At 50.5% G+C, this 23,398-nt stretch carries 21 protein-coding genes; 17 read left to right on the forward strand and 4 right to left on the reverse strand.

The features are described from left to right. Positions 1–162: 162 nt before the first annotated feature. Both H9Q78_RS00240 and H9Q78_RS00245 read right to left on the reverse strand, forming a co-directional pair. Positions 163–996, reverse strand: a complete 834-nt coding sequence (locus H9Q78_RS00240) for a C40 family peptidase (protein WP_249302820.1) — start codon at positions 994–996, stop codon at positions 163–165. Between the two features lie 108 nt (positions 997–1,104). Further along, positions 1,105–2,085 carry a serine hydrolase domain-containing protein gene (locus H9Q78_RS00245; RefSeq protein ID WP_249302821.1) on the reverse strand — a complete coding sequence of 327 codons (981 nt, stop codon included), beginning with the start codon at positions 2,083–2,085 and terminating at the stop codon, positions 1,105–1,107. Positions 2,086–2,426: 341 nt separating this feature from the next. On the opposite strand from H9Q78_RS00245, the gene arcC reads away from it, so the two are divergent. Both arcC and thrC read left to right on the forward strand, forming a co-directional pair. Next, positions 2,427–3,365, forward strand: a complete 939-nt coding sequence (arcC, locus tag H9Q78_RS00250) for a carbamate kinase (protein ID WP_330595198.1) — start codon at positions 2,427–2,429, stop codon at positions 3,363–3,365. 147 nt (positions 3,366–3,512) lie between these two features. Then, on the forward strand, positions 3,513–4,724 hold the full coding sequence (thrC, locus tag H9Q78_RS00255; protein ID WP_249302823.1) for a threonine synthase: 1,212 nt from the start codon (positions 3,513–3,515) through the stop codon (positions 4,722–4,724). 45 nt (positions 4,725–4,769) lie between these two features. Here thrC and H9Q78_RS00260 read toward each other — a convergent pair whose 3' ends face one another. Beyond that, entirely contained in the window at positions 4,770–5,717 is a 948-nt protein-coding gene (locus H9Q78_RS00260; RefSeq protein WP_249302825.1) for a LysR family transcriptional regulator, read from the reverse strand. Positions 5,718–5,946: 229 nt separating this feature from the next. Between H9Q78_RS00260 and H9Q78_RS00265 the strand changes: the two genes are divergently transcribed. From H9Q78_RS00265 to H9Q78_RS00275, 3 genes are read left to right on the forward strand one after another with little or no spacing between them, the layout of a single operon-like run. Next, positions 5,947–6,543 (forward strand): MarR family winged helix-turn-helix transcriptional regulator, encoded by a 597-nt coding sequence (locus H9Q78_RS00265; RefSeq protein WP_249302827.1) that lies wholly within the window; start codon positions 5,947–5,949, stop codon positions 6,541–6,543. Positions 6,544–6,567: 24 nt separating this feature from the next. Next, complete coding sequence (locus tag H9Q78_RS00270) at positions 6,568–8,793, forward strand: ABC transporter ATP-binding protein (protein ID WP_249302829.1); 2,226 nt, start codon at positions 6,568–6,570, stop codon at positions 8,791–8,793. Next, positions 8,786–10,639, forward strand: a complete 1,854-nt coding sequence (locus H9Q78_RS00275; protein ID WP_249302831.1) for an ABC transporter ATP-binding protein — start codon at positions 8,786–8,788, stop codon at positions 10,637–10,639. Before H9Q78_RS00270 ends, H9Q78_RS00275 begins: the two co-directional genes overlap by 8 nt. A gap of 19 nt (positions 10,640–10,658) precedes the next feature. Here H9Q78_RS00275 and H9Q78_RS00280 read toward each other — a convergent pair whose 3' ends face one another. Next, complete coding sequence (locus tag H9Q78_RS00280; protein WP_249302833.1) at positions 10,659–11,279, reverse strand: DUF4397 domain-containing protein; 621 nt, start codon at positions 11,277–11,279, stop codon at positions 10,659–10,661. A gap of 233 nt (positions 11,280–11,512) precedes the next feature. Between H9Q78_RS00280 and fba the strand changes: the two genes are divergently transcribed. The 12 genes from fba (at position 11,513) to H9Q78_RS00340 (ending at position 23,363) form a co-directional block, all read left to right on the forward strand. After that, on the forward strand, positions 11,513–12,454 hold the full coding sequence (gene fba, locus H9Q78_RS00285) for a class II fructose-1,6-bisphosphate aldolase (RefSeq protein WP_249302835.1): 942 nt from the start codon (positions 11,513–11,515) through the stop codon (positions 12,452–12,454). 230 nt (positions 12,455–12,684) lie between these two features. Then, positions 12,685–13,827 carry a cobalt-precorrin-5B (C(1))-methyltransferase CbiD gene (gene cbiD / locus H9Q78_RS00290; RefSeq protein ID WP_249302837.1) on the forward strand — a complete coding sequence of 381 codons (1,143 nt, stop codon included), beginning with the start codon at positions 12,685–12,687 and terminating at the stop codon, positions 13,825–13,827. A gap of 15 nt (positions 13,828–13,842) precedes the next feature. Further along, on the forward strand, positions 13,843–14,166 hold the full coding sequence (locus tag H9Q78_RS00295) for a hypothetical protein (RefSeq protein WP_249302838.1): 324 nt from the start codon (positions 13,843–13,845) through the stop codon (positions 14,164–14,166). Next, on the forward strand, positions 14,156–14,854 hold the full coding sequence (gene cobI, locus H9Q78_RS00300; RefSeq protein WP_330595199.1) for a precorrin-2 C(20)-methyltransferase: 699 nt from the start codon (positions 14,156–14,158) through the stop codon (positions 14,852–14,854). Before H9Q78_RS00295 ends, cobI begins: the two co-directional genes overlap by 11 nt. Beyond that, the gene (gene cobM, locus H9Q78_RS00305; protein WP_249302840.1) at positions 14,847–15,602 is read left to right on the forward strand and encodes a precorrin-4 C(11)-methyltransferase; all 756 of its coding nucleotides are present in this window, start codon (positions 14,847–14,849) and stop codon (positions 15,600–15,602) included. The genes cobI and cobM overlap by 8 nt, the downstream gene beginning before the upstream one ends. A gap of 26 nt (positions 15,603–15,628) precedes the next feature. Next, positions 15,629–16,735: a cobalt-precorrin 5A hydrolase gene (locus H9Q78_RS00310; protein ID WP_249302842.1), complete on the forward strand. Its 1,107-nt coding sequence runs from the start codon at positions 15,629–15,631 to the stop codon at positions 16,733–16,735. Further along, positions 16,732–17,463: a precorrin-3B C(17)-methyltransferase gene (gene cobJ / locus H9Q78_RS00315; RefSeq protein ID WP_249302844.1), complete on the forward strand. Its 732-nt coding sequence runs from the start codon at positions 16,732–16,734 to the stop codon at positions 17,461–17,463. The genes H9Q78_RS00310 and cobJ overlap by 4 nt, the downstream gene beginning before the upstream one ends. 24 nt (positions 17,464–17,487) lie before the next feature. Continuing rightward, on the forward strand, positions 17,488–19,521 hold the full coding sequence (gene cobK, locus H9Q78_RS00320; protein WP_249302846.1) for a precorrin-6A reductase: 2,034 nt from the start codon (positions 17,488–17,490) through the stop codon (positions 19,519–19,521). Next, positions 19,518–20,903, forward strand: a complete 1,386-nt coding sequence (locus H9Q78_RS00325) for a cobyrinate a,c-diamide synthase (protein WP_249302848.1) — start codon at positions 19,518–19,520, stop codon at positions 20,901–20,903. The genes cobK and H9Q78_RS00325 overlap by 4 nt, the downstream gene beginning before the upstream one ends. 4 nt (positions 20,904–20,907) lie before the next feature. Then, entirely contained in the window at positions 20,908–22,038 is a 1,131-nt protein-coding gene (gene cobT, locus H9Q78_RS00330; RefSeq protein WP_249302849.1) for a nicotinate-nucleotide--dimethylbenzimidazole phosphoribosyltransferase, read from the forward strand. A gap of 27 nt (positions 22,039–22,065) precedes the next feature. Then, a complete protein-coding gene (locus tag H9Q78_RS00335; protein WP_249302850.1) occupies positions 22,066–22,608 on the forward strand; it encodes a bifunctional adenosylcobinamide kinase/adenosylcobinamide-phosphate guanylyltransferase in 543 nt (180 codons plus the stop codon). Beyond that, the gene (locus tag H9Q78_RS00340) at positions 22,605–23,363 is read left to right on the forward strand and encodes an adenosylcobinamide-GDP ribazoletransferase (protein WP_249302851.1); all 759 of its coding nucleotides are present in this window, start codon (positions 22,605–22,607) and stop codon (positions 23,361–23,363) included. Before H9Q78_RS00335 ends, H9Q78_RS00340 begins: the two co-directional genes overlap by 4 nt. The last annotated feature ends 35 nt before the right edge of the window (positions 23,364–23,398 follow it).

Consider the following 23,398-nt stretch of genomic DNA (forward strand, 5'->3'; position numbering starts at 1 on the left):
TTTATCCATGTCAGTTGGAAAGGACCGACTGGAGGCCGCAAAGATGCTGGTTACGGCTGCCAGCGAGCCGCCTGGATGGAATCGGATTTCTTCTTGCCTTGTAGATTAGACAAAGAAAGCTTGTTTGAAAGGTATGAAAAGGTATACTTCTACATTCTGGTATTAGAATATGGTGCCTGCCGCAGTCACATTGCCGGCCAGATCGTCTCTGTAATTTTCTGCCGTATGATTCAGGCTGCTTATGACGACTCCGTCGTCCCCCATGCGGCCTGTAGAATGGATGTACTGAAGACCGCCGATATAGAGGGCCATGTGTCCCGGAAAGTATAAAAGGTCGCCGGGCTTTACTGCGCATACAGGTATTTCCCTGACGGGATAGCCTTCCTTCAGCTTTGCGTCCCGGTATATGGAGATTCCATGAAGCAGATAGACCATGGAACAGAGCCCGGAGCAGTCGATTCCCTGAGGTGTTTTGCCTCCCCATCGGTATGGAGTATGGAGATAAGTGAGCGCGGTGCGGACCAGGCTCTCTCTTAAGACATCCTCTTCCTTTTTCAGAGAATAGTGGGATTCAAGAAGAGGGCGGAGATGACTTTTTCTCATATATGCGCCGCGCCCGTCTACCAGCCGGATCTGATTCCAGCCGGCCTGTCCCGGATTTTCCGTCGCGGCCACCTGGCTTCCCTTTGGAAGGCTCAGGAAATACGGATTTTTAAAGCCGGGAACTTCAAAGACATCTGAAAACGGCACATCCACCACAAGCCGGCGGAATCTCTGCCAGCGTCTGACTGTCCATTCGTGCAGCTCCAGTCCTTCTGCCTTTACGTATCCCTGATATCCATAATCGGTTTCAATGGAGACCCAGCCCTTTGGGGCCCGTTCACGGATAAAGATTTCCATGCCATATAGGGCCTCGTCTACCGTCTGAGCCTCATCCAGAGGATGCTCCTTCATCTTGAGCACCGGTATTTTTACAATTCCGCAGTTACTCCACATATATGTTCTCCTTCCCGTTGAATGCCTGTACTGTCTTGTACATGACTTTAAGACATCCTATGAGAAAGAAGATTCGATTATGAATCCAGAATTCTTTCCCATTTCCTTTTAACCGTTCTCAAACATAGGTTCAATATGCTCCCTGATCAGTGCTATTCTGTCTTTGGCCCTTGGTGCAAAAAGAGAAGTGACTGCGGCCACCAGATTTTTCCTTTCGTTGACATAGATTACATTTCCACCGTCTCCGAGGGCGGCATAGGCATGTTCTTTTTCATCGATGATCCACCATAAATAACCATAAGACAAGTTTCTCCATTTGCTCTGTACTTCGGTACTCTCTTTTATCCACTCAGATGGCAAGATCTGTCTGCCGTTCCATACTCCGCCGTCTAAGTATAACTGGCCTATTTTCGCCATATCAGAAGGAGCCATGGTGAGGCCCCATCCTCCTGTGTTCACTCCCGCCGGATCTGATACCCAGCCGCTTATCTCTTTGGAGCTGTTAAAAGCAATCTGTTCTTCTTTGCTTTGAAACACAATGGACTTTTCGACTGTGATCCCCAGCGGCGAAAATAAGTATTCCGAGGCAAAGTCAAGTACCGTCCGTCCTGCCGCTCTTGTAAGAATACCAGATAAAATATCCGGTCCGATGACGGGCGTGTATCGGAACTTTCCTATTTGTCTCTTTCCTCCCAACAGGTCCAGGGTGAATCTTACTGAGTCACTGCTCTTGAAATATTTAATATAGGGTACAAAATATTTATATTTATACGGAGCTGTCATGGTCAGTAAATTTCCGAGGGTGATATTCTGTATGGCGTTTTCTTTCCTTTTGACTGTATAATCCGGGAAAAAATCCAGCACCTTTTGATTGCAGCTTTTTAAATATCCTTTATCCATGGCGATTCCGATCAATATGGAAAGAATGCTTTTCGTCACAGAATATATGTGGATCCGGCTGTTCTTTGTACAGGAGTTAAAATAGTTTTCGTATTGAAGCTGACCGTTTTTCAATACGATTATACCTGCGACTGTAGCATAATCTTGGTATATTCGCTCTTCCAATTCTGCTGTTTTTACCTGATTCATAGAATACGACCTCTCTTTTTTTCATGCTGCCTCTTATGTATCGACACTAAGGATAAACGAATAAGAAATGATTTTCAACCCTTTTTTCAGCAATCGTTTCTGATGATTTTTTTACATAAGTGCTGCATAAATATTCTCTGATATCTTTTTATATTTATAAATATTAACTGTAATCATTATGCATTATTTTGAATTTGCTTATTATCGTACATAATATCTTGATTTTACAGACGTCTGTGGTATGATAATTATGAGAGATATATTTCATCTGCCCTTCGACGCCGGATATCATTGACACGAAATACGGTCGGGAGGCAGATATTTATATTGGAGGGATATTTATGAGAAAGAAAAGGATTGTGATCGCCCTTGGGGGAAATGCGCTGGGCAGTACCCTTTCAGAACAGAGAAAGGCAGCAGGGCATACGGCAAGGGTCATTGTAGATTTGGTGGACGAGGGATGTGAGGTGATCGTCACCCATGGGAACGGTCCACAGGTGGGAATGATCAGCAATGCCATGGCGGCACTTAGCCGGGAAAGGTCGGAACAGCCGAATACCCCGCTGTCTGTTTGCGTTGCTATGAGCCAGGCGTATATCGGATATGATCTGCAGAATGCTCTCCGCGAGGAGCTGCGGTTACGTGGATATGATACGCCGGTCACTACCATGATGACACAGGTGAGGGTCAATGAAGATGATCCCGCGTTTTTGTCACCGTCTAAACCCATCGGTCATTTCATGACGAAAAAGCAGGCAGAGGAGGCTGAAAAACAATACGGATATGTGATGAAGGAAGATGCCGGACGCGGATACCGGAGAGTGGTCGCCTCGCCGAGACCGGCGGAGATCATTGAAATGGACGCGATCCGTTCTCTGGTGGATTCCGGCCATCTCGTCATAGCCTGCGGAGGCGGAGGGATCCCTGTCACAAGGTGTGAAGCCAGGCTTTCCGGAGCCAGCGCCGTGATCGACAAGGATTTTGCCAGCTGTCTGCTCGCAGAACAGCTGGATGCAGATTTTCTAATTATTTTGACTGCGGTTGAGAAGGTTGCGATCAATTTTGGAAAACAAAATGAAACATGGCTGGACAGGATGACTGTCAAGGATGCGGAGCATTATATCAGGGAAGGGCAGTTTGCCCCGGGTTCCATGCTTCCGAAGGTGCAGGCCGCTGCAGAGTTTGCTTCCTCCCGGCCCGGCAGGAATGCGCTGATCACACTTTTAGAAAAGGCACGGGACGGAATCTGCGGAACGACCGGTACCCTCATCTGTCAGTGATTTCTTTATGGACGGTAGTATTAGAGATGTTGTCATATGATTTAGGTTATGGCCCATATAAAAAGATGTATTGGCCTGTTTTCCTCCGCCAGTGCTACACTGAGGACAGAAAAGCAATTCAGGAGGATAGGAAAAGGGGGAACCGATATGTCGGATTGGAATTGTAAATTAGTATGCACCGGATGCGGCGCGGAGTATGACGCGTCGAAAGCCGCAGTTCGCTGTGAAAAGTGTGGGGAAACTCTGGAGGTCCCATTTGACGGCCGAGGGGAAATACGAAAGGAAGAGCCATTCGGGGGAACTCTGTTTGAGCGATACAGAGAATTTTTCCCTTACTTTGAAAAAAATGACGCCTTGAACATGGGGGAAGGATTCACACCGCTCCTTTTCATGCCGAGACTTGCAGAGGAAACCGGAGCAGGAGAGATTCTGATTAAGAATGAAAGCGTGAATCCCACCTGGTCATTTAAGGACAGAGGATCAGCCGCCGGCATCCGGCGGGCCCTGCAGCTGGGATATCGGAAGGTGGGCACTTTGTCCACCGGGAATATGGCGATCTCCATGGCGGCATTTGCCAACCGTGCGGGCTTAAAGGCGTTTATCCTGGTAAATGACCATATTGACGAGGAAAAACTGAATCCAATCGCCGTCTATGATCCTTGTCTCATTAAGGTGGAGGGAGACTACGCCAAGCTTTATGACGAGAGTCTTTCCATTGGAGAGCGCCATGGAATCTACTTTGTGAATTCCGATGAGCCCTTCCGGATAGAGGGATACCGGACTCTTTCCTTTGAGGTCTGCGAACAGTTGAATTTTGAAGTTCCAGATTTTGTTGTAGTGCCTACCAGCGCGGGAGGACATTTCCGAGGAATATTAAAAGGTTTTCTGGATTTTAAGAAAGCGGGGCTTATTTCTAAGATTCCTGTTATGGTGTGTGCCCAGGCGGTTGGATGTGCTACTATTAACAATGCGTATGGAAAAGGACTGGATAAAATCGAACGCACCCAGAATCCGGATACTATCGCCCATTCCATTGAGAATGCGTTTCCTCCCAGCGGGAATGCGGTGCTGAGATGTCTGAAGGAATATGGAGGAAAGACTGTGTCCGTGACAGATGAGGAGCTTTTGGAAGCACAGCGGACTTTGTGCCGGAACGGCCTTTTTGTACAGCCGGGTTCTGCCGCTTCCTATGCCGCTGTGCGGAAGATGGGACAGCAGGGAATGCTTAAGGGAAATGAACGAATCGTCTGCGTGACCACGTCCACAGGTCTCAAATATACCTCTATCTTGTCGAGACATAAGCTGGTATGTCACAATACGAAGTTAGAAGAGCTGGATGATTTTATTGCAGGTCTATAGAGGAAAAGAAAAAGGCTTCTGCTATAATGGCAGAAGCTTTTTCTATTATGGCCGGTCGGACGGAATCAAAAATTTTAAGAAGGCGGCGCCGGCTCGGGGCAGATAACGGTCGTTCCGGTAGGTAAGATAAATCCCCCGTTTTGCAGATGGGTCGAGCAGTTTGAAGAATACGAGGCGGTCGGTTTCCGGCACATAGTGCAGGATGGAATCCCTTATGAAGGTTATGCCCATCTGAGAAGCTGCACAATGGTAAGCAGTCATCATCTGATCCAGATACATGCTGACAGTGGGGGAGATGCCTGCATGTTCAAACATGGCGGAAGCTCTCTGATACATATCATTGCCGCGGCGAAGAAGAATGAAGGACTCATTTTCAAATGCTTTCAGGGAGACGCCGGGGCAGTCCTCCAAAAGATGCCTCCCATTTCGGATATCGGTGTGAGACAGGCTGATTTCGGACAGCAGCTTTGTGGTTTTGAGACAAGAGGGCGCTGCCAGGATTATGGACTCTGATGCAAATGTTTCACAGAGGAATCCGGGTTCGTCACATGTCAGGTTGTCCAAGGAAAAATCCAGAGAAGAATCTCTTAGAAGCTCCAGAATCTCAGGGGAAGAACCTTCCGTGAGCTGGACTCTCAGACCAGGGTAAGAGGCAGAGAAATCATGGATGAGCGGAGGCAGGATGTAGGTACAGAAATATGTGGCGGCACCGAGCCGTACTGTTCCTGTCTGCAGGTTTGACAGGTCGTGGAAATAAGCCTCCATATCGGATTCAATGTCCATGATCTTCCTGGCAGATTGAATATAAAACCTGCCGGCTTCTGTAAGACGGATGGGCTTGGCGCTCCGGTCAAACAGCGGCAGTCCGATCTCGTTCTCCAGCTTTTTGACAATGGCGCTCAGGGCGGGCTGAGAAATAAAAAGCTTTTCTGCCGCCTTTGAAAAGCTTTTTTCCCGGTAGATCTCATAGACGTAGTACATTTCTTTTTTCATGGGAGGCTCCTCCTAAAAAATCCTTGATAAGATAAGTATAGAGCAGAAACTTCTTTTTGTAAAAGAAACCAGGAAATAATGTTATTAAATAGAATTTTGTGAATTCTTAAGAAATCATAAACAGTATTGACTTTCAAAGAATTTGAACTATAATAAGTGTTTGTCATTGTTAATAGTTTACATTGTTAATTATATTTACTCGGATGGCATACAGATAGGAAGTGAGAAAATGGAAAACAATAGGGAAAGAGAGACCTCAGAGCGAAGAGCCGGGCCCCATGGGAAGATCCACGGTGACTGCGGGATTCCCAGAGGGAGGAATAGGCGGTATTACCGCAGAAGGACCGGAGAGGAATCGGTTGCTCAGATGGGAAGAATGTTTTTTGAGCAAATAGAACGGTTTCACCGTTTTTCCTGTCTGCAGGAGATGTCCCTGAAGCTTAAGCCCAGTGAGATGATGATGATGATTCATGTGGACCGCATGGCGGAGGTATCCGCTCATGAAGAGGGTGTGAAGCCCTCTGATCTGACAGGCGGCGGTTTTATCAGCAAGCCGGCTGTTTCAAGGATGCTTGGAAATCTGGAAGAAAAGGGATATCTCGAACGGACAGCGTCCAAACACGACCGGAGGGTAGTGTTCGTAAAACTCACGGAGCTGGGAAGAAGATGTCTGGAGGAGGAGCGGATGTACCGGGATCAGATGGCAGAACAGATTTTTGAGCGGATGGGTCAAGAAAAAATGCTGATGCTGCTGAATCTGTCGGAAGAGCTTTTCGATTACGCAGAGGAAGAGGTAGAAAGACGCAAGGCAACTTTTACAGAATAAGACATCAGAAGGAGAATATGTATTATGACTAAAATATTGAAATATCTCAGAAAGTCGGCGGGCTGGGTGCTGTTGATCCTGGCGCTTTTAGGCCTGCAGGCGTTCTGCGATCTGTCGCTGCCGGCGTATACGTCCGACATTGTGGACGTGGGAATACAGCAGGGGGGTATCAGCCATGTGTCGCCGGAGGTCATCCGCCGAACGGAAATGGATAAGCTCCTGCGGTTTATGGATGAAGAGGAGCGGGAAGCTGCGGAAGCTTCCTACACCCGTATTTCCAAAGAAAGCCTGACAGAAGAAGAATTTAACAAATATGCGAAGAAGTATCCGGAGCTTCGCAGCCAGGATCTTTTTTTGAGAAACGAAATGGAAAAGGACGACCTGGAGATTCTGGACGGCATCATGGGCGGGCCGGTCGTTTCACTTCTGATGGCAGAGAAGAACGGAATGGATGTGTCGGCTCTGCCGGAAGAGGCAATCTCTCAAATAAGAGGGGAAATGGATAAGCAGATGGCAGCCCTTTCGGATTCCATTATGGATCAGATGGGGATTACCTACGTGAAGGCAGAGTATCAGGCTGTCGGGATAAATATCAACAAGCTTCAAACAGACTATTTATGGTCAGAGGGGCTCCAGATGCTTGGGATTGCCCTGTTAAGCATGGCGGCCAGCGTACTGGTCTGTCTGATTGCTTCAAGAGTAGCCGCTTCGGTCGGCATGAGACTGAGAGGTCAGGTGTTCTCGAAGGTGGTCTCCTTTTCCAATGCGGAGATGGATAAATTCTCCACCTCTTCCCTGATCACGAGAAGTACAAACGACATTCAGCAGGTACAGCTGGTGGTGGTGCTGCTTTTGCGGATGGTTCTCTATGCTCCGATCATCGGTATCGGCGGCCTGGTGAGGGTGCTTCGCACCAATACCTCCATGGCGTGGATCATCGCGGTGGCAGTAGCGGCAGTCAGCTGCCTGGTGGCAGTCCTCATGGTCGTGGCAATGCCGAAGTTCCAGAAGATGCAGAAATTGGTTGACCGCCTGAACCTGGTGACCAGAGAGATTTTGACCGGCCTTCCCGTCATCCGGGCGTTCAGCCGTGAGAAGCATGAAGAGAAGCGGTTTGACGATGCCAACCGGGATCTGACCAGGACGATGCTGTTCACCAACCGTTGTATGACATTCATGATGCCGGCTATGATGCTGATCATGAACGGCATCACGGTACTGATCATCTGGACCGGGGCGCACGGTATTGACAGCGGGAACATCCAGGTAGGCGATATGATGGCATTTATCACTTACACCATGCAGATCATCATGGCGTTTTTGATGATCACTATGATCTCCATCATGCTGCCGAGGGCCAGCGTTGCGGCGCACAGGATTGACGAGATACTCGTAACAGAGCCTTCCATAAAAGAGAAAAAATCCCCTGTGAGCCTGCCAAGAGACAAGAAGGGAATAGTAGAGTTCAAACATGTCTCTTTCCGGTATCCGGGGGCAGAAAATGATGTGCTCCACGATATTGACTTTGTGGCAAAGCCAGGTGAGACTACGGCATTCATCGGCAGTACCGGAAGCGGTAAGTCCACTTTGGTGAATCTGCTCCCCCGTCTCTATGATGTGACGGAGGGCGCTATCACCCTGGACGGAGTGGATATCCGGGATCTGTCGGAGAAAGAACTGCGCAGTCAGATTGGATTTGTTCCTCAGAAGGGAGTTCTGTTCTCTGGGACCATCGCATCCAATCTGAGGTTCGGACAACAGGACGCCACCGACGAAGAGATCCGGAAGGCGGCAGAGATTGCCCAGGCTTCCGATTTTATAGAAGAAAAGCCGGATAAATACGACAGCCATATCGCCCAGGGAGGAGCCAATGTGTCCGGCGGACAGAAGCAGCGTCTTTCCATTGCGCGGGCTGTGGCAAAGAAGCCGCCGGTCTATGTGTTTGACGACAGCTTTTCCGCACTGGACTTTAAGACGGATACAGCTCTCAGAAGGGCTCTTAAGGAGCAGGTGTCCGACAGCACCATGCTGATCGTGGCACAGCGTGTCAGCACGATCCTCCATGCGGAGCAGATTATTGTTCTGGACGAGGGGAGAATAGTGGGAAAAGGCACCCATGAAGAGCTGCTTAAAACGAATGAGGTATACCGTCAGATCGCCCAGTCCCAGCTGTCAGAGGCGGAGCTTTCGGGAACAGATGGAAGCTCTGGCAGCGAGAACCTGGAAAAGGAGGTTGCAGACAATGAGTAATGAGACAGGAAAGAATCCGGGGAAGGTGCGTATGGGCGGCCGTATGGGACACGGGCCCATGGGCGCAGGTGAGAAAGCGAAAGATTTTAAAAAGACCATGAAGAAGCTTTTGGCTTATATGGGACGTTATAAATGGGGAATCTTGACGGTGCTCATTTTTGCCGTCGGCAGTACCATATTCACTGTGATCGGGCCGAAAATCTTGGGGAAAGCAACGACTAAGATTTTCAATGGCCTCACTGGGAAGCTGAGCGGAGGAGCCGGAATTGACTTTTCCGGCATTGGAAGGATACTTCTGATCCTGCTTGGGTTATATGTGATCAGTGCCTTTTTCAGCTTTATCCAGGGCCTGGTGATGACCTCCATTTCACAGAAGGTAAGCTTCCGGATGAGGCGGGAGATGTCTGAGAAGATAAACCGTCTGCCCATGAATTATTATGATACAAGGACACACGGAGAAGTGCTTTCCCGGGTGACGAATGATGTCGATACGCTCGGGCAGAGCCTGAACCAGAGCATTACGCAGCTGATCACATCAGTGGCGACCATTATCGGCGTCCTGGTCATGATGCTCAGCATAAGCCCGCTCATGACTATCATCGCACTGCTGATCCTTCCCATTTCCATGCTGCTGATTTCCTTCATTGTGAAGCATTCACAGAAGTTCTTCAGCCAGCAGCAGGAATATCTGGGCCATGTGAATGGGCAGGTGGAGGAAACCTACGGCGGCCATACGGTAGTGAAGGTGTTCAACCGGGAAGAGGCTGTCCTGGAAGAATTTAACGATACCAATGAAACCTTGTACCAATCGGCATGGAAGTCCCAGTTCTTTTCCGGGATGATGCAGCCGATCATGCAGTTTGTGGGAAATCTGGGATACGTGGCCGTGGCAATCGTGGGCGGTTTCCTGACCATCCGCGGGACCATAGAAGTCGGCGATATCCAGTCCTTCATTCAGTATGTGAGGACCTTCACACAGCCGATCACTCAGATCGCTCAGGTATCCAATTTGCTCCAGTCGACGGCAGCAGCGGCAGAACGTGTCTTTGAATTTCTTGAAGAGGAGGAAGAAGATCAGGTCGTGGAGAATCCCGTATCCATCGAAGGGATTGAGGGAAATGTGACCTTTGACCATGTGAAATTTGGCTATCGCCCCGACAAGATCATCATAGGAGATTTCAGCGCGGAGATATCGGCGGGCAGAAAAATCGCCATTGTCGGACCTACCGGTGCGGGGAAGACAACGCTTGTTAAGCTGCTCATGCGTTTTTATGATGTAAGCGGCGGCTCCATAAAGATTGACGGCCATGATATCCGTTCCTTTAACAGAAGCGAGCTCCGGGAGCTTTTCGGAATGGTCCTTCAGGATACCTGGCTGTTTAAAGGCTCCATTATGGAAAATATTCGGTACGGGAATCTGGATGCCACTGACGAAGAGGTCATAGCCGCAGCTAAGGCAGCTCACGCTCATCATTTCATTTCCACACTGCCGGAAGGGTATAATATGGAGTTAAACGAGGAGGCGAACAATGTCTCCCAGGGGCAGAAGCAGCTGCTGACCATAGCGCGCGCGATCCTTGCGGACAATAAGATACTGATTTTAGACGAAGCCACCAGTTCCGTGGATACGAGAACGGAAGAGAGAATTCAGAAAGCTATGGACAATTTGATGAAGGGGCGTACCAGCTTCATCATCGCCCACCGGCTTTCCACCATCCGAGACGCCGATTTGATCCTCGTCATGAAGGACGGGGACATCATCGAGCAGGGTACCCACGAAGAGCTGCTGGCGAAGAAGGGATTCTACGCGGATCTTTACAACAGCCAGTTTGAGAAAACTGCGTAAAACACCGCATCTTGTTCGGTCATCGGGGCTGGATCTCCGGTATGGTATCGTCATAGCTCAGGACCATGACGTCTATGGCATCCGGCCCCCAGGTACCGTTAAGTACGCACATGGTATACATGTTCCCGGCTTCTATGTCAGTGAGCACGGATACCAGAGGATTTTCCTCATCCTGAGTCGACGTCAGGTAAAAGCCATATTCCCCGGGACGCAGAGGCTTGAAGGGGGTGACCTCTTTGAAGCCCACGTCGGTGAACATCAGCTTATTGCCGTAGAGGAAAAAGTCCATGGATTGGCTGCCGTATGCCAGGTTTGCGGCTCGGATGCATCCGAACGTGTCGGGAAACAACGGGCACATGTAATCATACATTTGCCGCAGATCCAGTCCATTGACCGTCTGAATGATCGCGATGGTATATTTAATGGGCAGGAAAAAAGGCAGAGTCTTTTGTAGATAAACCCGTCTGGTGCGTGTACCGGACAGCGTGATAGTCACGAAGCCGCATTTGACCGGACCGTATCCACTGACGGTACGGAAAGGGAGGCTGGGGATAAAAGACGTGTCGTCCACGGAAACTTGAAGGGCTTCTGTGTCTGCAGCAGCGTGAAAAAACCGGATATAACAGGAGGTTTCGTTCAAGGAAAACATCCTTTCAGGAAAATGCTGTTGATTTATGATATGTCAGTTCAAGGGATTGGTGAAACTTATACGAAAAGAAGCGTTGACATTTTTTTACAAAATGTGAATGGAAAACCCTGATATTTTGCGCATTTTTTTAGTGAAAAAAGAACTGTTAAAATAGAGACTTTATGATATAATAAAAACGAAGCGCGCAGGAAGCGCAGAATCCATAAGGAAAGGAAGAAAAAACAATGCCCTTAGTTACAACAACTGAAATGTTTAAAAAAGCATATGAAGGTGGATACGCCATTGGTGCATTCAACGTAAACAACATGGAGATCGTTCAAGGTATCACAGAAGCCGCAGCGGAGGAGAAATCCCCTATCATCCTGCAGGCGTCTGCCGGTGCAAGAAAATACGCAAACGCTGCATATCTGAAGCATCTTGTAGATGCTGCCCTGGAGATTTATCCGGATCTTCCGATCGCTCTGCATCTGGATCACGGCGCAGACTTTGAAATCTGCAAATCCTGTATTGACGGTGGATTCACATCCGTTATGATCGACGGATCTTCAAAGCCCTTTGATGAGAATGTGGCCCTTGCGAAAAAGGTTGCGGAATATGCTCATGAGAGAGGCGTTGTGGTAGAGGCTGAGCTCGGTACTCTGGCCGGCATCGAAGATGATGTAAAGGTTTCCGAAGAGGATTCTTCTTACACAAGGCCGGAAGAGGTTCAGGAATTTGTAGACCGCACAGGCGTTGATTCCCTGGCTATTGCCATCGGTACAAGCCATGGCGCATATAAATTCAAACCCGGTACAAATCCTCAGCTGAGATTTGATATTCTGGAAGAAGTGGCAAAGAGACTGCCCGGATTCCCCATCGTGCTGCACGGCGCATCCTCTGTTCCTCAGGAGTATGTAAAGATCATCAATGAAAACGGCGGCGCTCTGAAGGATGCCATCGGTGTTCCGGAAGATCAGCTTCGTCAGGCGGCAAGGATGGCGGTATGCAAGATCAATATCGATTCTGACCTGAGACTGGCTCTGACCGCCGGAATCAGAGAGCATATGGCGGCATATCCGGATCATTTTGATCCCAGACAGTATCTGACGCCTGCCAGAGCTAACGTAAAGGCAGTTGTTAAGCATAAGATCGCAGAAGTGCTCGGCTCTTCAGGAAAAGCTCTGTAACAGCAGGAGTTTATCTGTGAAACGGACAAGCGGTGTGGATTTCCATACCGCTTTTTCTTATTTCTTTCGCATATTGACGGTATAGAAAATTCGATGGAGAGTTCAGCGCCTGCGTTGACAAAGCATGTCGATTTTGTTAAAATATCTGCGGAAGTAAATAGCAGTGGAATGACGGCGGGCTGCTGAGTTTTCAGCGGCCTTTTCTGTGTTGGACCATGGGGAAACGGCAGATGCTTGAAAAATATGTGATGAAGCAGAATAAGAAGCTGCGGTGCGGCTATACGACCGGGTCCTGTGCCGCAGCAGCGGCAAAGGCGGCGGCTTTCATGCTCTTAGGAGGATCGGAGGTCACGCGGGTGGACCTGATGACGCCAAAGGGAATCCTCCTGCAGCTGGATATACAGGATATAAACAGAGGGGAAGGATGGGTCAGCTGCGCTGTGGAAAAGGACGGCGGAGACGATCCGGATGCCACCAGCGGCCTTCTCATTTGCGCCAGAGTAGAGTACAGGGAAAAGGACGGAAGAGAACGTCTTCTTGTGGACGGAGGCGAAGGCGTGGGGCGAGTGACGCTAAAAGGGCTGGAACAGCCTGTGGGAGCAGCCGCCATCAATCAGGTGCCGAGGCAGATGATAAAGGAAGCGGTATCGGAGGCGTGCGAAGCTTATGAATACAGGGGAAATCTGAACATTACAGTTTCCGTGCCGGATGGGAGAAGGATAGGCGAAAAGACCTTCAACCCACGCCTGGGAATACAGGGCGGGATATCCATTTTGGGGACGACCGGAATTGTGGAGCCTATGAGCGAAGCTGCGCTGATAAAGTCCATAGAAGTGGAAATGAAAGTGCTGATATCAAGCGGATTGGAGTATCTGGTGGTGATTCCGGGAAACTATGGAACTGTGTTTTCCAGAGAGGAGTTCCAGATCGATCCTTCCCGTTCCATGAAATGCAGCAATTATATCGGGGATACCATTGACATCGCCATGGGCTTGGGAGTGAAAGGGATACTGTTCATAGGGCATATTGGAAAATTCATAAAGCTGTCCGGCGGAATCATGAATACCCATTCCCGAAACGCAGACTGCCGGATGGAGCTCCTTGCATCGGCGGCGCTTAAAGCTGGGGCGCCTGTGGAAAAACTCCGGGAGCTTCTGGAAGCCCCCACCACCGATGACGGGGTAAGGATATTGAAAGAATGTGGATATTTAAAAGGAACAATGGAAATCGTCATGGACCGGATCGGCTTTTATCTGGACCACAGGTGCCTGGGGGGCATGGAGACAGAGGCGGTCACATTTTCAAATGTATACGGAATTCTGGGGCAGACGTCCGGCGCGGCGGCTATGCTGAAGGGGGTTCGGGGATTCTGAGACAGGAGGTGCGGTATGTTGTTCATGGTCATTTGGAGCCTGGTGAGCGCTGTTTTTCTGGGATTGGGAGTCGGCTGTTTTTTTGCGAAGAGACAGATGGGGTTCTGGGCCAATGCAAAAGCTCCGGAGGTGACAGACATCAGGCGGTATAACCGATCCGTCGGAATCATATGGATCTTATTTTCTGTTCTGCTCTTTGTGCTTGGACTTTTTTCAAGAGGCGGACAGAATTCACCGGGGGCTATCGTGACGATCCTGGGGACTATGCTTCTGTGTATTGTTATGATGATAGCTTACTCAGTCGTTCTGGATAAATATCGGAGGAAAAATGATGAATAGTGGAAAACTCTTTGGGGTCGGAGTAGGGCCCGGAGATCCGGAGCTCATGACCTTAAAGGCGGTGAGAGTGATTCGGGAGGCTGATGTGATCGCCCTGCCGGCGGCTTCGAAGGAAGAATGTGTGGCATACCGGATCGCGGAGGGGGCTGTGGAAGGAATTGAAAAAAAAGAATTCCTCTGCGTTGATATGCCCATGACAAAGGATAAGGATAAGCTGGCGGAAAGCCATGACGGGGGAGCCTGGCGCATTATAGAGCATCTAAGGGAAGGAAAACAGGTGGCGTTTCTCACCTTGGGAGACGTAACGGTCTATTCCACCTATCTTTATATCCACAGAAGGGTGGCGGCGGCAGGATATCCTACGGAGATCATAAACGGGATTCCTTCTTTCTGCGCGGCTGCCGCGAGGCTCAATCTGGGACTTGTGGAGACGAAGGAAGAGCTTCATGTGATACCGGCTACTTATGGAGCGGAAGAAGCTCTGAAGCTCCCGGGAACTAAGATCCTGATGAAATCAGGAAAGAAAATGGGTGCGGTCAAGGAGCTTCTCCGAAAGAAGGACTGCGAAACTTATATGGTGGAAAACTGCGGGATGGTAAATGAAAGGATTTATCGGTCTGTGGAAGAAATTGACGAAAACGCGGGATATTATTCTCTGCTGATCGTAAAGGAGGCACATCATGATTAATTTTGTGGGAGCAGGATCGGGCGCTGCGGATCTCATCACAGTCAGAGGCAAGGCCCTTATTGAACAGGCTGATGTGATCATCTATGCAGGTTCCCTGGTAAACCCGGCACTTTTGGATTATAAGAAGGATTCCTGTGAGGTATACAACAGTGCGGTCATGACCTTGGAAGAAGTTATAGAGGTGATGAAGAGTGCGGAGAAATCGGGAAAGACGACGGTGCGCCTTCATACGGGGGACCCCTGTCTATATGGCGCGGTCCGGGAGCAGATGGACGAGCTGGAAAGACTTGGGATTCCCTTTGAGTCGTGTCCGGGAGTCAGTTCTTTTTGCGGGGCCGCCGCCGCCCTTCATGCGGAATACACGCTTCCCGATGTATCACAGACTGTGATCATAACTCGGATGGCCGGCAGGACTCCGGTCCCGGAAAAGGAGGAAATTTCCCTCCTTGCCGCTCACCAGGCTACTATGGTGATCTTTCTTAGCACAGGGATGCTTAAGGAACTGGAAACGCGGCTTCTTTCCGGCGGATATGGGGAGGATACGGAAGCGGCCATCGTATACAAAGCGACTTGGCCGGATGAGCAGGTATTCCGCTGCACGGTCTCTACTCTGGCGGAAACGGCGGAAAAGAACGGAATCAAGAAGACGGCCCTTATCGTGGTCGGAAAGGTACTGGGTGATACCTATGACCGTTCAGAGCTTTATAACCCGGCGTTTACCACAGAATTCCGAAAGGCGGTAAAATAGGCTGCTTTAGGAAAAAAGGAGGGTCCATGCGGATAGCGGTCATCAGTTTTACGAAGACGGGAAGCCGATTGAACCGGAAGCTGTGCGGGAAGCTTCGCGGCCTTGGATATCTGGCAAAAGGATATGAGAAGAGGGCGAAAAAGAATCAGGCAGAGGACTGGGAGGGTTCGCAGGAAGCGGATCAGCCGGAAAGCGTGAAAAGCTCTCTGAAGGACTGGACCGGCCGGGCCTTTTTGGAATACGACGGTCTGATCTTCATCGGGGCATGTGGGATTGCCGTGCGCGCGGTCGCGCCGTTTTTAAAAGACAAGTTCACCGATCCGGCGGTGGTAGTGATGGATGAGCGGGCCGGATTCGCCGTATCTTTGCTGTCGGGGCATGTGGGCGGAGCCAATGAGCTGGCTGTTTTAGCTGCGGGACTCGCCGGCGCTGTCCCGGTGATCTCCACCGCTACCGATGTAAACGGACGGTTCGCGGTGGATGTATTTGCTGTGAAAAATGGACTTTTCCTTTCGGACAGGAGTTTGGCGAAGCGGGTGTCCGCTTTTCTGCTGTCAGGAAATACCGTACCCTTTTACAGCAGCCAGCCTGTCAGAGGAGAAAAGATACCGGAAGAATTATGCTTCTGTGAGACGGTAGAAGCATTTCGGGAACGGGATGGTCTTAAAGTGGCCGTGTCGGAGCGGGAACTGGATTCCGGCGAGGATACTTTGTACCTGATTCCCCGCACCGTGACGGTGGGAATGGGCTGCAGAAGAGGCGTTTCCGAGGAGAGACTGAAAGAAGCCCTTGAAAGACAGCTTTTGATTTCCGGAATATTTAAGGAGGCGTTGGAGCAGATTGCCACCATAGATGTGAAAAAGGAGGAGGAGGGCCTTATAAAGCTTTCAAAGACCCTGGGTCTTCCTATTTGTTTCTATTCCGGACAAGAGCTGTCCGGTGTTCCGGGAATGTATACAGGATCGGATTTTGTGAAGAAAACGGTAGGCGTGGATTCTGTATGTGAACGGGCGGCTGCAGCAGGAAGCGGAAACGGCTGTGTTCTGCTCAGGAAGCAGGCAGGAAGCGGTATTACCATAGCGGCTGCAAGGCGAGAAATTGAGATACGGTTTGATAAGGAGAACGAGGATTGAATACATTATATGTGATAGGAATTGGTCCGGGAGCCTATAAGAAAATGACCATAGAGGCGGCCGAGGCATTGAAAAAAAGCGACCTGATCGTAGGATATACGGTTTATGTGGACTTGATCAAAGAGCATTTTCCGGAAAAAGAATATATGAGCACTCCCATGAAACGGGAAGTGGATCGGTGTGAGCTGGCCTTTGAAGAGGCGATGAAAGGAAAGACTGTTGCGATGATCTGCAGCGGAGACGCCGGCGTCTACGGTATGACGGGGCTGATGTATGAGATAGGCGTCAGATATCCGTTTGTGGAACTGCGTTTGATCGGAGGCCTGACCGCGGCTACGAGCGGCGCGGCGGTGCTTGGAGCTCCTCTTATTCATGATTTCGCGGTCATCAGCCTGAGCGATCTGCTGACGCCCTGGGAGAAAATTGAGAAAAGGGTATCACTGGCGGCGGCAGCGGATTTTGTGATCTGTCTCTATAATCCTTCCAGTAAAAAAAGACAGGATTATCTGCAGAGAGCGTGTGATCTGGTCCTGGAGCATCAGAAGCCGGATACGGTCTGCGGCTATGTGAAGAATATCGGCCGCTGCGGCGAAGAAGGACATGTTCTGACCCTGGGAGAGCTGCGTGAGACTCAGGTGGATATGTTCACTACTGTATGGATCGGCAATTCTCAGACGAAGAATATCGAAGGGAAGATGGTAACTCCCAGGGGATATCGAAACGTCTGAAAACGGTCAGGAAGGTGAAGGAAGATGAATAAGATACTGATATTCGCAGGGACTACGGAAGGACGGCGTTTGGCAGAACGGCTTTCCGGCGCGTCGGTCCGGACGTCGGTCTGTGTGGCGACGGAATACGGAGAGACGCTTCTTCCGAAGGGCGAGACCATCACACACTTGACCGGACGCCTTGATGAGAAACAGATGGAATCCCTGATGGCGGCGGAGGGCTTTTCCTGTGTGGTCGATGCCACTCATCCTTATGCGGTGGAAGTGTCTGCAAATATCAGAGAAGCAGCGGAGAAGATCGGCATGCCTTATTTTCGCCTTCTTCGGGAAGAAACGACAGGGGAATATGGCGAAAATACGGTCTTTGTGGACAGTGTGAAAGCCGCCGCCGAATATCTTAAGACAACGGATGGAAACATTCTTGCATCCACGGGGAGCAAGGAGCTTAAGGAATATACAGAAATAAAGGATTACAGGAAACGGGTATTTGCCAGGGTGCTGTCCACAGAGGAATCTGTCTGTGCAAGCCGCAGTCTGGGATTTGAGGGGAGAAATCTTATCTGCATGCAGGGACCTTTTTCTGAAGAACTGAATTATGCCCTCATGAAAGAATATAACATCCGCTATCTTGTGACAAAGTCATCGGGAAAAGCCGGAGGATTCGACGAGAAGCTCCGTGCGGCAGAACGAGCAGGGGCGGCTGTGGTGATCGTAGGGCGGCCGGAGGAGCACCAGGGATATTCCTATGAGCAGGTTCTCGGTCTTCTGGAGAAAATGGAGATCCTTCCTTCCTGTGTGGCAGAGAAAGAGGCGCCGGATGAAGGCGGCTTTCAAATGAAGCGTAGGGAGGCAGTGCTGGTGTCCATTGGGACCGGGGCGTTTTCTCAGATGACAGAGGCGGCAAAGGAGGCTTTTGATAAATGTGATGCGGTCATAGGAGCAGAGCGGATGCTGCAGGCATTGGGGACCTTTCGGAAGCCGTCTTTTGTATCCTATAAAAATGAGGAGATGATCTCTTGGATGGAGGAGCACCCGGAGTATCGGAATATTGCGGTGGCATTTTCCGGCGATCTGGGATTTTACAGCGGCGCCAAAAAACTGCTGCCGCTTTTGGAGGAAAAGGGATACCTCGCCCGCTGTATTCCAGGCATGTCCTCGCTGATCTATTTTGCGGCAAGGCTGGGAATCTCATGGGATGATGCAAAGCTTATGAGCATCCATGGCCGATTTGAGAACCTGATACAGTCCGTGCGGGAAAATAGAAAGGTCTTTGCCCTCCTTGGAGGGAAGGACAGCGTGGGGAAGCTTTGCAAGGAGCTTTTGTACTATGGGTTTTCTGATGTGGGTTTGACTGTGGGAGAAGAGCTCTCCTATAAAGAGGAGCGCATTCGGCGGGGAACTCCAGAAATGCTCCTTTCCGAGGAGTTCCATCCTCTGGCGGTGGCTTTTATTGAAAATCCCAAGGCCGCCGGACATGTGGTGACCCATGGTCTGGAAGATGACGCTTTTATACGGGGAAAGGTGCCAATGACCAAATGTGAGATCAGGGCAGTATCCATCTCCAGGATGAGGCTGTGCCGGGATTCTGTGATTTATGATATCGGGGCGGGCACCGGGTCGGTCTCAGTGGAAGCCGCGCTTCAGGCCGCGGATGGTAGGGTATATGCCGTGGAGAAAAATCCGGAGGCGGTCGCTCTCCTTCGGGAGAACAAACAGAAATTTGGCGTCCCTAATTTGGAGATCATAGAAGGGGAAGCGCCGGAAGCGCTGGAGGCGCTTCCGGCTCCGACCCATGCGTTCATCGGAGGCTCTTCTGGAAATCTGAGGCCTATCGTCGAGCTTCTGTTCCGGAAAAATCCAGGGATACGGATCGTCATAAACGCCATTGCCCTGGAGACGGTGGCCGAAGCTGTTTCGCTGATGAAGACGTATGCTGCAGAAGACGGGGAGATATCTCAGGTGATGGTCTCCCGGGCAAAGAAGCTGGGGGAGCATCAGCTGATGATGGGGCAGAATCCGGTCTACATCGTCAGTTTGACCGGAAAGGGAGAGATATGATGGCGGGGAAGACTCCAAGGATCCTTTTAGCGGCAGCGAGCAGCGGAAGCGGAAAAACGCTTCTCACCTGCGGCCTGCTGGAAGCGTGGAAGCAGAAGGGGGTCCGCTTGGCTTCCTTTAAGTGCGGTCCGGATTACATCGATCCGATGTTTCACAGGAGCGTGTTGGACATGGAATCCAGAAATCTGGACAGCTTTTTCACAGAAAAGGAAACACTGCGCTTCCTCCTGGAGAGAGGGGCCGGGGAAGCGGATCTTTCTGTGATAGAGGGCGTCATGGGATATTTTGACGGTTTAGGCGGCATGTCGGCGAAGGCCAGTACCTATGAAGTGGCCGCTCTGACGGAGACTCCGGTGGTCCTCATCGTAAACTGCAGGGGGATGAGCCTGTCAGCGGTTCCCCTGATAAAGGGATTTCTTGATTATGAGAAGCAGAAGCAGATCCGCGGGATTGTTTTAAACCAGGTTTCTCCAATGATATATGAAAAAATGAAGGCATTGATCGAAGCAGAGCTTCCGGTAAAGGTTTACGGGTATGTGCCGAGGCTGTCCGAATGTTTCCTGGAAAGCCGTCATCTGGGATTAAAGCGTCCCGATGAGATAGAAGATCTGAAAGAAAAGCTGTCAGGACTCGCAGAAGTGATCTCGGAGACTGTTGATCTGGCAGGGCTGTATGCGCTGGGAGAAACGGCGCCGCCTCTTTGCAGTAAGAAGCCGGATCTGAATCGTTTTGCCTCCGGCGGGACGGTCCGGATCGCGGTGGCGAGGGACGAGGCTTTCAACTTTTATTATGCGGACAATCTTCAGTTGCTTGAGGATATGGGAGCAGAGCTGCTTCCTTTCAGTCCCCTTAGGGATGAAACGCTGCCGGACGAAACGGATGGAATGCTTCTCGGAGGAGGATACCCAGAGCTCTATGCAGGAGCGCTTTCGGAAAATACGGCAATGCTTTCGGAGATAAAGAATGTGCTGGACGGAGGCCTTCCTTGCCTGGCCGAATGTGGCGGTTTTCTGTATCTCCACGAGACGCTGGAGGACGGAGAAGGAAAGGTATGGCCGATGGCAGGTGTGATTAAAGGACATGCCTACCGTACGCCGGGACTTTCTCGGTTTGGTTACGTAACGCTGACGGCTAAGGAGGATACCATAGCCGGGAGGGCCGGGGAGCGTTTCCCCGCCCATGAATTCCATTATTGGGACAGCACCTGTAATGGAGATTCCTTTCTGGCAGAGAAGCCTGCGGGGAAGAGAAAGTGGGAATGTATGGTGAATCAGGGCAGTCTGCTGGCCGGATTCCCGCATTTTTACTACTATGGTAATCTGGAATCTGCCGGAAGCTTTTTGAAGAGCTGCCGGGAATTTCAGAGAAAAAAGAGAGGATAAGACGATGGACGGAGAGATGACGATGGAAGGGAAGCTTGCGGCGAGACTTGATGAACTGCTTCGCAGCGTGAGTCCCGTGGACGAGGACGCCGCCAGGGATACCCAGAAAAGATGGGACAGCCTTGCAAAACCCTTAAAGAGCCTGGGGCTGCTGGAAAAGAATGTGGCAAAGATAGCAGGGATTCACGGCAGCAGCCGTGTGGATCTTAAAAAGAGGGCGCTTGTGGCCATGTGTGCGGACAATGGCGTGATTGAAGAGGGGGTCACTCAGACGGGAAGTGAAGTGACCGCCATTGTGGCGGAGAATATGGCAGTAGGAAGTACTACGGTGACAGTGATGGCGGAGGCAGCCAGGACCGACGTATTTCCTGTGGATATTGGAATGGCAACGGAGGGCTGTCTTTTAGAAGGAGTTCCGAAGGAGGAGGGGGAGCTTCTTTCCAGAACATTGCTTCCGCGAAAGGTGAGAAGAGGTACCCGGAACTTCGCGAAGGGGCCGGCCATGACCAGGGAAGAAGCGCTCCGGGCTGTTTTGGTGGGAATCGAGATAGCAGGACGTCTTAAGGCACAGGGATACGATATCCTGGCCACAGGGGAGATGGGTATCGGCAACACTACCACCAGCAGCGCAGTGGCCGCAGCGCTTCTTTCCCAGCCGGTGGAACAGATGACCGGAAAGGGAGCAGGCCTTTCCGACGAGGGGCTGCAAAGAAAAATAAAAGTAATCCAAGAGGCGCTTGAAAATCTAAAGCCTGACCGAGAAGATCCTATGGATATCCTGGTAAAAGTAGGCGGATATGATATCGCCGGCATGACGGGTCTCTTTCTCGGAGGCGCCATATATCGGATACCGGTCCTGATCGACGGGTTTATTTCCAGTGTGGCCGCCCTTTTGGCGATGAATCTTGAACCTTTGTCCAGGGATTATATGATCGCTTCCCATGTTTCCAAGGAGCCGGCCGGCCAGCTTATATTAGACGAGCTGGGTCTTAAGCCCATGCTTTGCTGCGAGATGTGCCTGGGAGAAGGGACCGGCGCGGTGGCCGCCCTATCCGTTCTGGATATGGGGCTCACAGTTTACCACAGGATGGCTACCTTTGATGATATGAACGTGGAGCAGTATCAGCCGTTATAAGCATTTTGGAAGTACGGAGGAAAACAGATGTTTGTGGTAGTGACGGGAGGAAGCGGGAGCGGAAAATCGGAATTCAGTGAAAACCTGCTCTTAAGGATGGATGAAGGAAAGGGCGGCAGATTTTATCTTGCCACAATGTTTCCGTTCGACGAAGAAAGCCTCAGGAGAATCGAACGGCACAGGGAGATGAGGAAGGATAAAGGATTCACCACCGTAGAGTGCTATACTGGTCTTAACAGTCTGCTGCTGCCTGCCGTAAAAGGAAAGAAGCCGTCCGTACTTCTGGAATGTATGTCCAACCTGACTGCCAATGAATTCTATCAGGAGGGCGGAGCAGGCGTCAGGACGCCGGAGGCGGTCATGGAAGGAATCCGGAATCTGAGAGCGCAGACGGATCATCTGGTGGTAGTGAGCAACGAAGTGTTTTCGGACGGCGTATCTTATGACGCGTCCACGGAAGCGTACAAGAAAGCCCTGGGGGAGATCAACCGGAGAATGGCGGCAGAGTCAGATGCCCTGATAGAGGTGGTGTATTCCATTCCTGTCTGTCACAAAGGAGGACTGTTATGATAAATTCCTTTTTACTGGCCTTTGCCATGTATTCTAAGATACCGGTGCCGCGGGCCGACTGGTCGGAAGACAAAATGAAATATGTCATGTGTTTTTTTCCTCTGATCGGCGTGGTCATCGGTGCGCTGGCCGCCGGGTTCGGAGCTCTCTGCAGCTGTTTGGAGACGCCGGAGCTTCTGCGGGCTTCCGGTCTCACGGTGATACCGCTTTTGGTGACAGGGGGTATCCATATGGATGGTTTCGTGGATACGACAGACGCGCTTTCCTCATACCAGAGCAGAGAGAGAAAGCTGGAGATTCTGAAAGACTCTCATACGGGAGCCTTTGCCATAATCGTCACAGGAATCTATTTGGTCGTCTCTCTGGGCATGTGGAGCGGTATTCCGGATGAGTATCTGATGGTCATGGCCGTCTCTTTCGTATTTTCCAGAGCCCTCAGCGGAATGTCTGTGGTGACCTTTAAAAATGCCAGGAAGGACGGCCTTCTGGCGACCTTTTCCACCAATGCGGAAAAGTATGTCACCCGCTTCGTATTGGCTGTCTTTCTTTTGGCAGCTGGCGCCGGCATGATCCTTCTGGACTGGAAAGCCGGACTTTTTGCCGTAGCTGCCGGGCTTTTCGTTTTTTGTTATTACCGCTATAAAGCTTATAAGGAATTTGGAGGTATTACCGGCGACCTGGCCGGCTGGTTTACAGAGCTTTGTGAGCTGTTCATGGGAATAGCCGTGGCAGCCGCCTGGTATCTGCCGTTTTAGGCGGAACGGAAAAAGAAGCCGGCATTGTATGGGAG

The organism is Qiania dongpingensis, from assembly GCF_014337195.1.
Classification (GTDB): domain Bacteria; phylum Bacillota; class Clostridia; order Lachnospirales; family Lachnospiraceae; genus Lientehia; species Lientehia dongpingensis.

Coding starts and splice junctions, on each gene's coding strand:
- H9Q78_RS00265 (WP_249302827.1), top strand. CDS start 5,947: ATGGAAAACAATAGGGAAAGAGAGACCTCAGAGCGAAGAGCCGGGCCC.
- H9Q78_RS00270 (WP_249302829.1), top strand. CDS start 6,568: ATGACTAAAATATTGAAATATCTCAGAAAGTCGGCGGGCTGGGTGCTG.
- cobI (WP_330595199.1), top strand. CDS start 14,156: ATGATGAATAGTGGAAAACTCTTTGGGGTCGGAGTAGGGCCCGGAGAT.
- H9Q78_RS00325 (WP_249302848.1), top strand. CDS start 19,518: ATGATGGCGGGGAAGACTCCAAGGATCCTTTTAGCGGCAGCGAGCAGC.
- H9Q78_RS00335 (WP_249302850.1), top strand. CDS start 22,066: ATGTTTGTGGTAGTGACGGGAGGAAGCGGGAGCGGAAAATCGGAATTC.
- H9Q78_RS00275 (WP_249302831.1), top strand. CDS start 8,786: ATGAGTAATGAGACAGGAAAGAATCCGGGGAAGGTGCGTATGGGCGGC.
- H9Q78_RS00310 (WP_249302842.1), top strand. CDS start 15,629: ATGCGGATAGCGGTCATCAGTTTTACGAAGACGGGAAGCCGATTGAAC.
- thrC (WP_249302823.1), top strand. CDS start 3,513: ATGTCGGATTGGAATTGTAAATTAGTATGCACCGGATGCGGCGCGGAG.
- H9Q78_RS00260 (WP_249302825.1), bottom strand. CDS start 5,717: ATGAAAAAAGAAATGTACTACGTCTATGAGATCTACCGGGAAAAAAGC.
- cobK (WP_249302846.1), top strand. CDS start 17,488: ATGAATAAGATACTGATATTCGCAGGGACTACGGAAGGACGGCGTTTG.
- H9Q78_RS00295 (WP_249302838.1), top strand. CDS start 13,843: ATGTTGTTCATGGTCATTTGGAGCCTGGTGAGCGCTGTTTTTCTGGGA.
- H9Q78_RS00240 (WP_249302820.1), bottom strand. CDS start 996: ATGTGGAGTAACTGCGGAATTGTAAAAATACCGGTGCTCAAGATGAAG.
- H9Q78_RS00340 (WP_249302851.1), top strand. CDS start 22,605: ATGATAAATTCCTTTTTACTGGCCTTTGCCATGTATTCTAAGATACCG.
- fba (WP_249302835.1), top strand. CDS start 11,513: ATGCCCTTAGTTACAACAACTGAAATGTTTAAAAAAGCATATGAAGGT.
- cobT (WP_249302849.1), top strand. CDS start 20,908: ATGGACGGAGAGATGACGATGGAAGGGAAGCTTGCGGCGAGACTTGAT.
- cobM (WP_249302840.1), top strand. CDS start 14,847: ATGATTAATTTTGTGGGAGCAGGATCGGGCGCTGCGGATCTCATCACA.
- H9Q78_RS00245 (WP_249302821.1), bottom strand. CDS start 2,085: ATGAATCAGGTAAAAACAGCAGAATTGGAAGAGCGAATATACCAAGAT.
- arcC (WP_330595198.1), top strand. CDS start 2,427: ATGAGAAAGAAAAGGATTGTGATCGCCCTTGGGGGAAATGCGCTGGGC.
- cbiD (WP_249302837.1), top strand. CDS start 12,685: ATGCTTGAAAAATATGTGATGAAGCAGAATAAGAAGCTGCGGTGCGGC.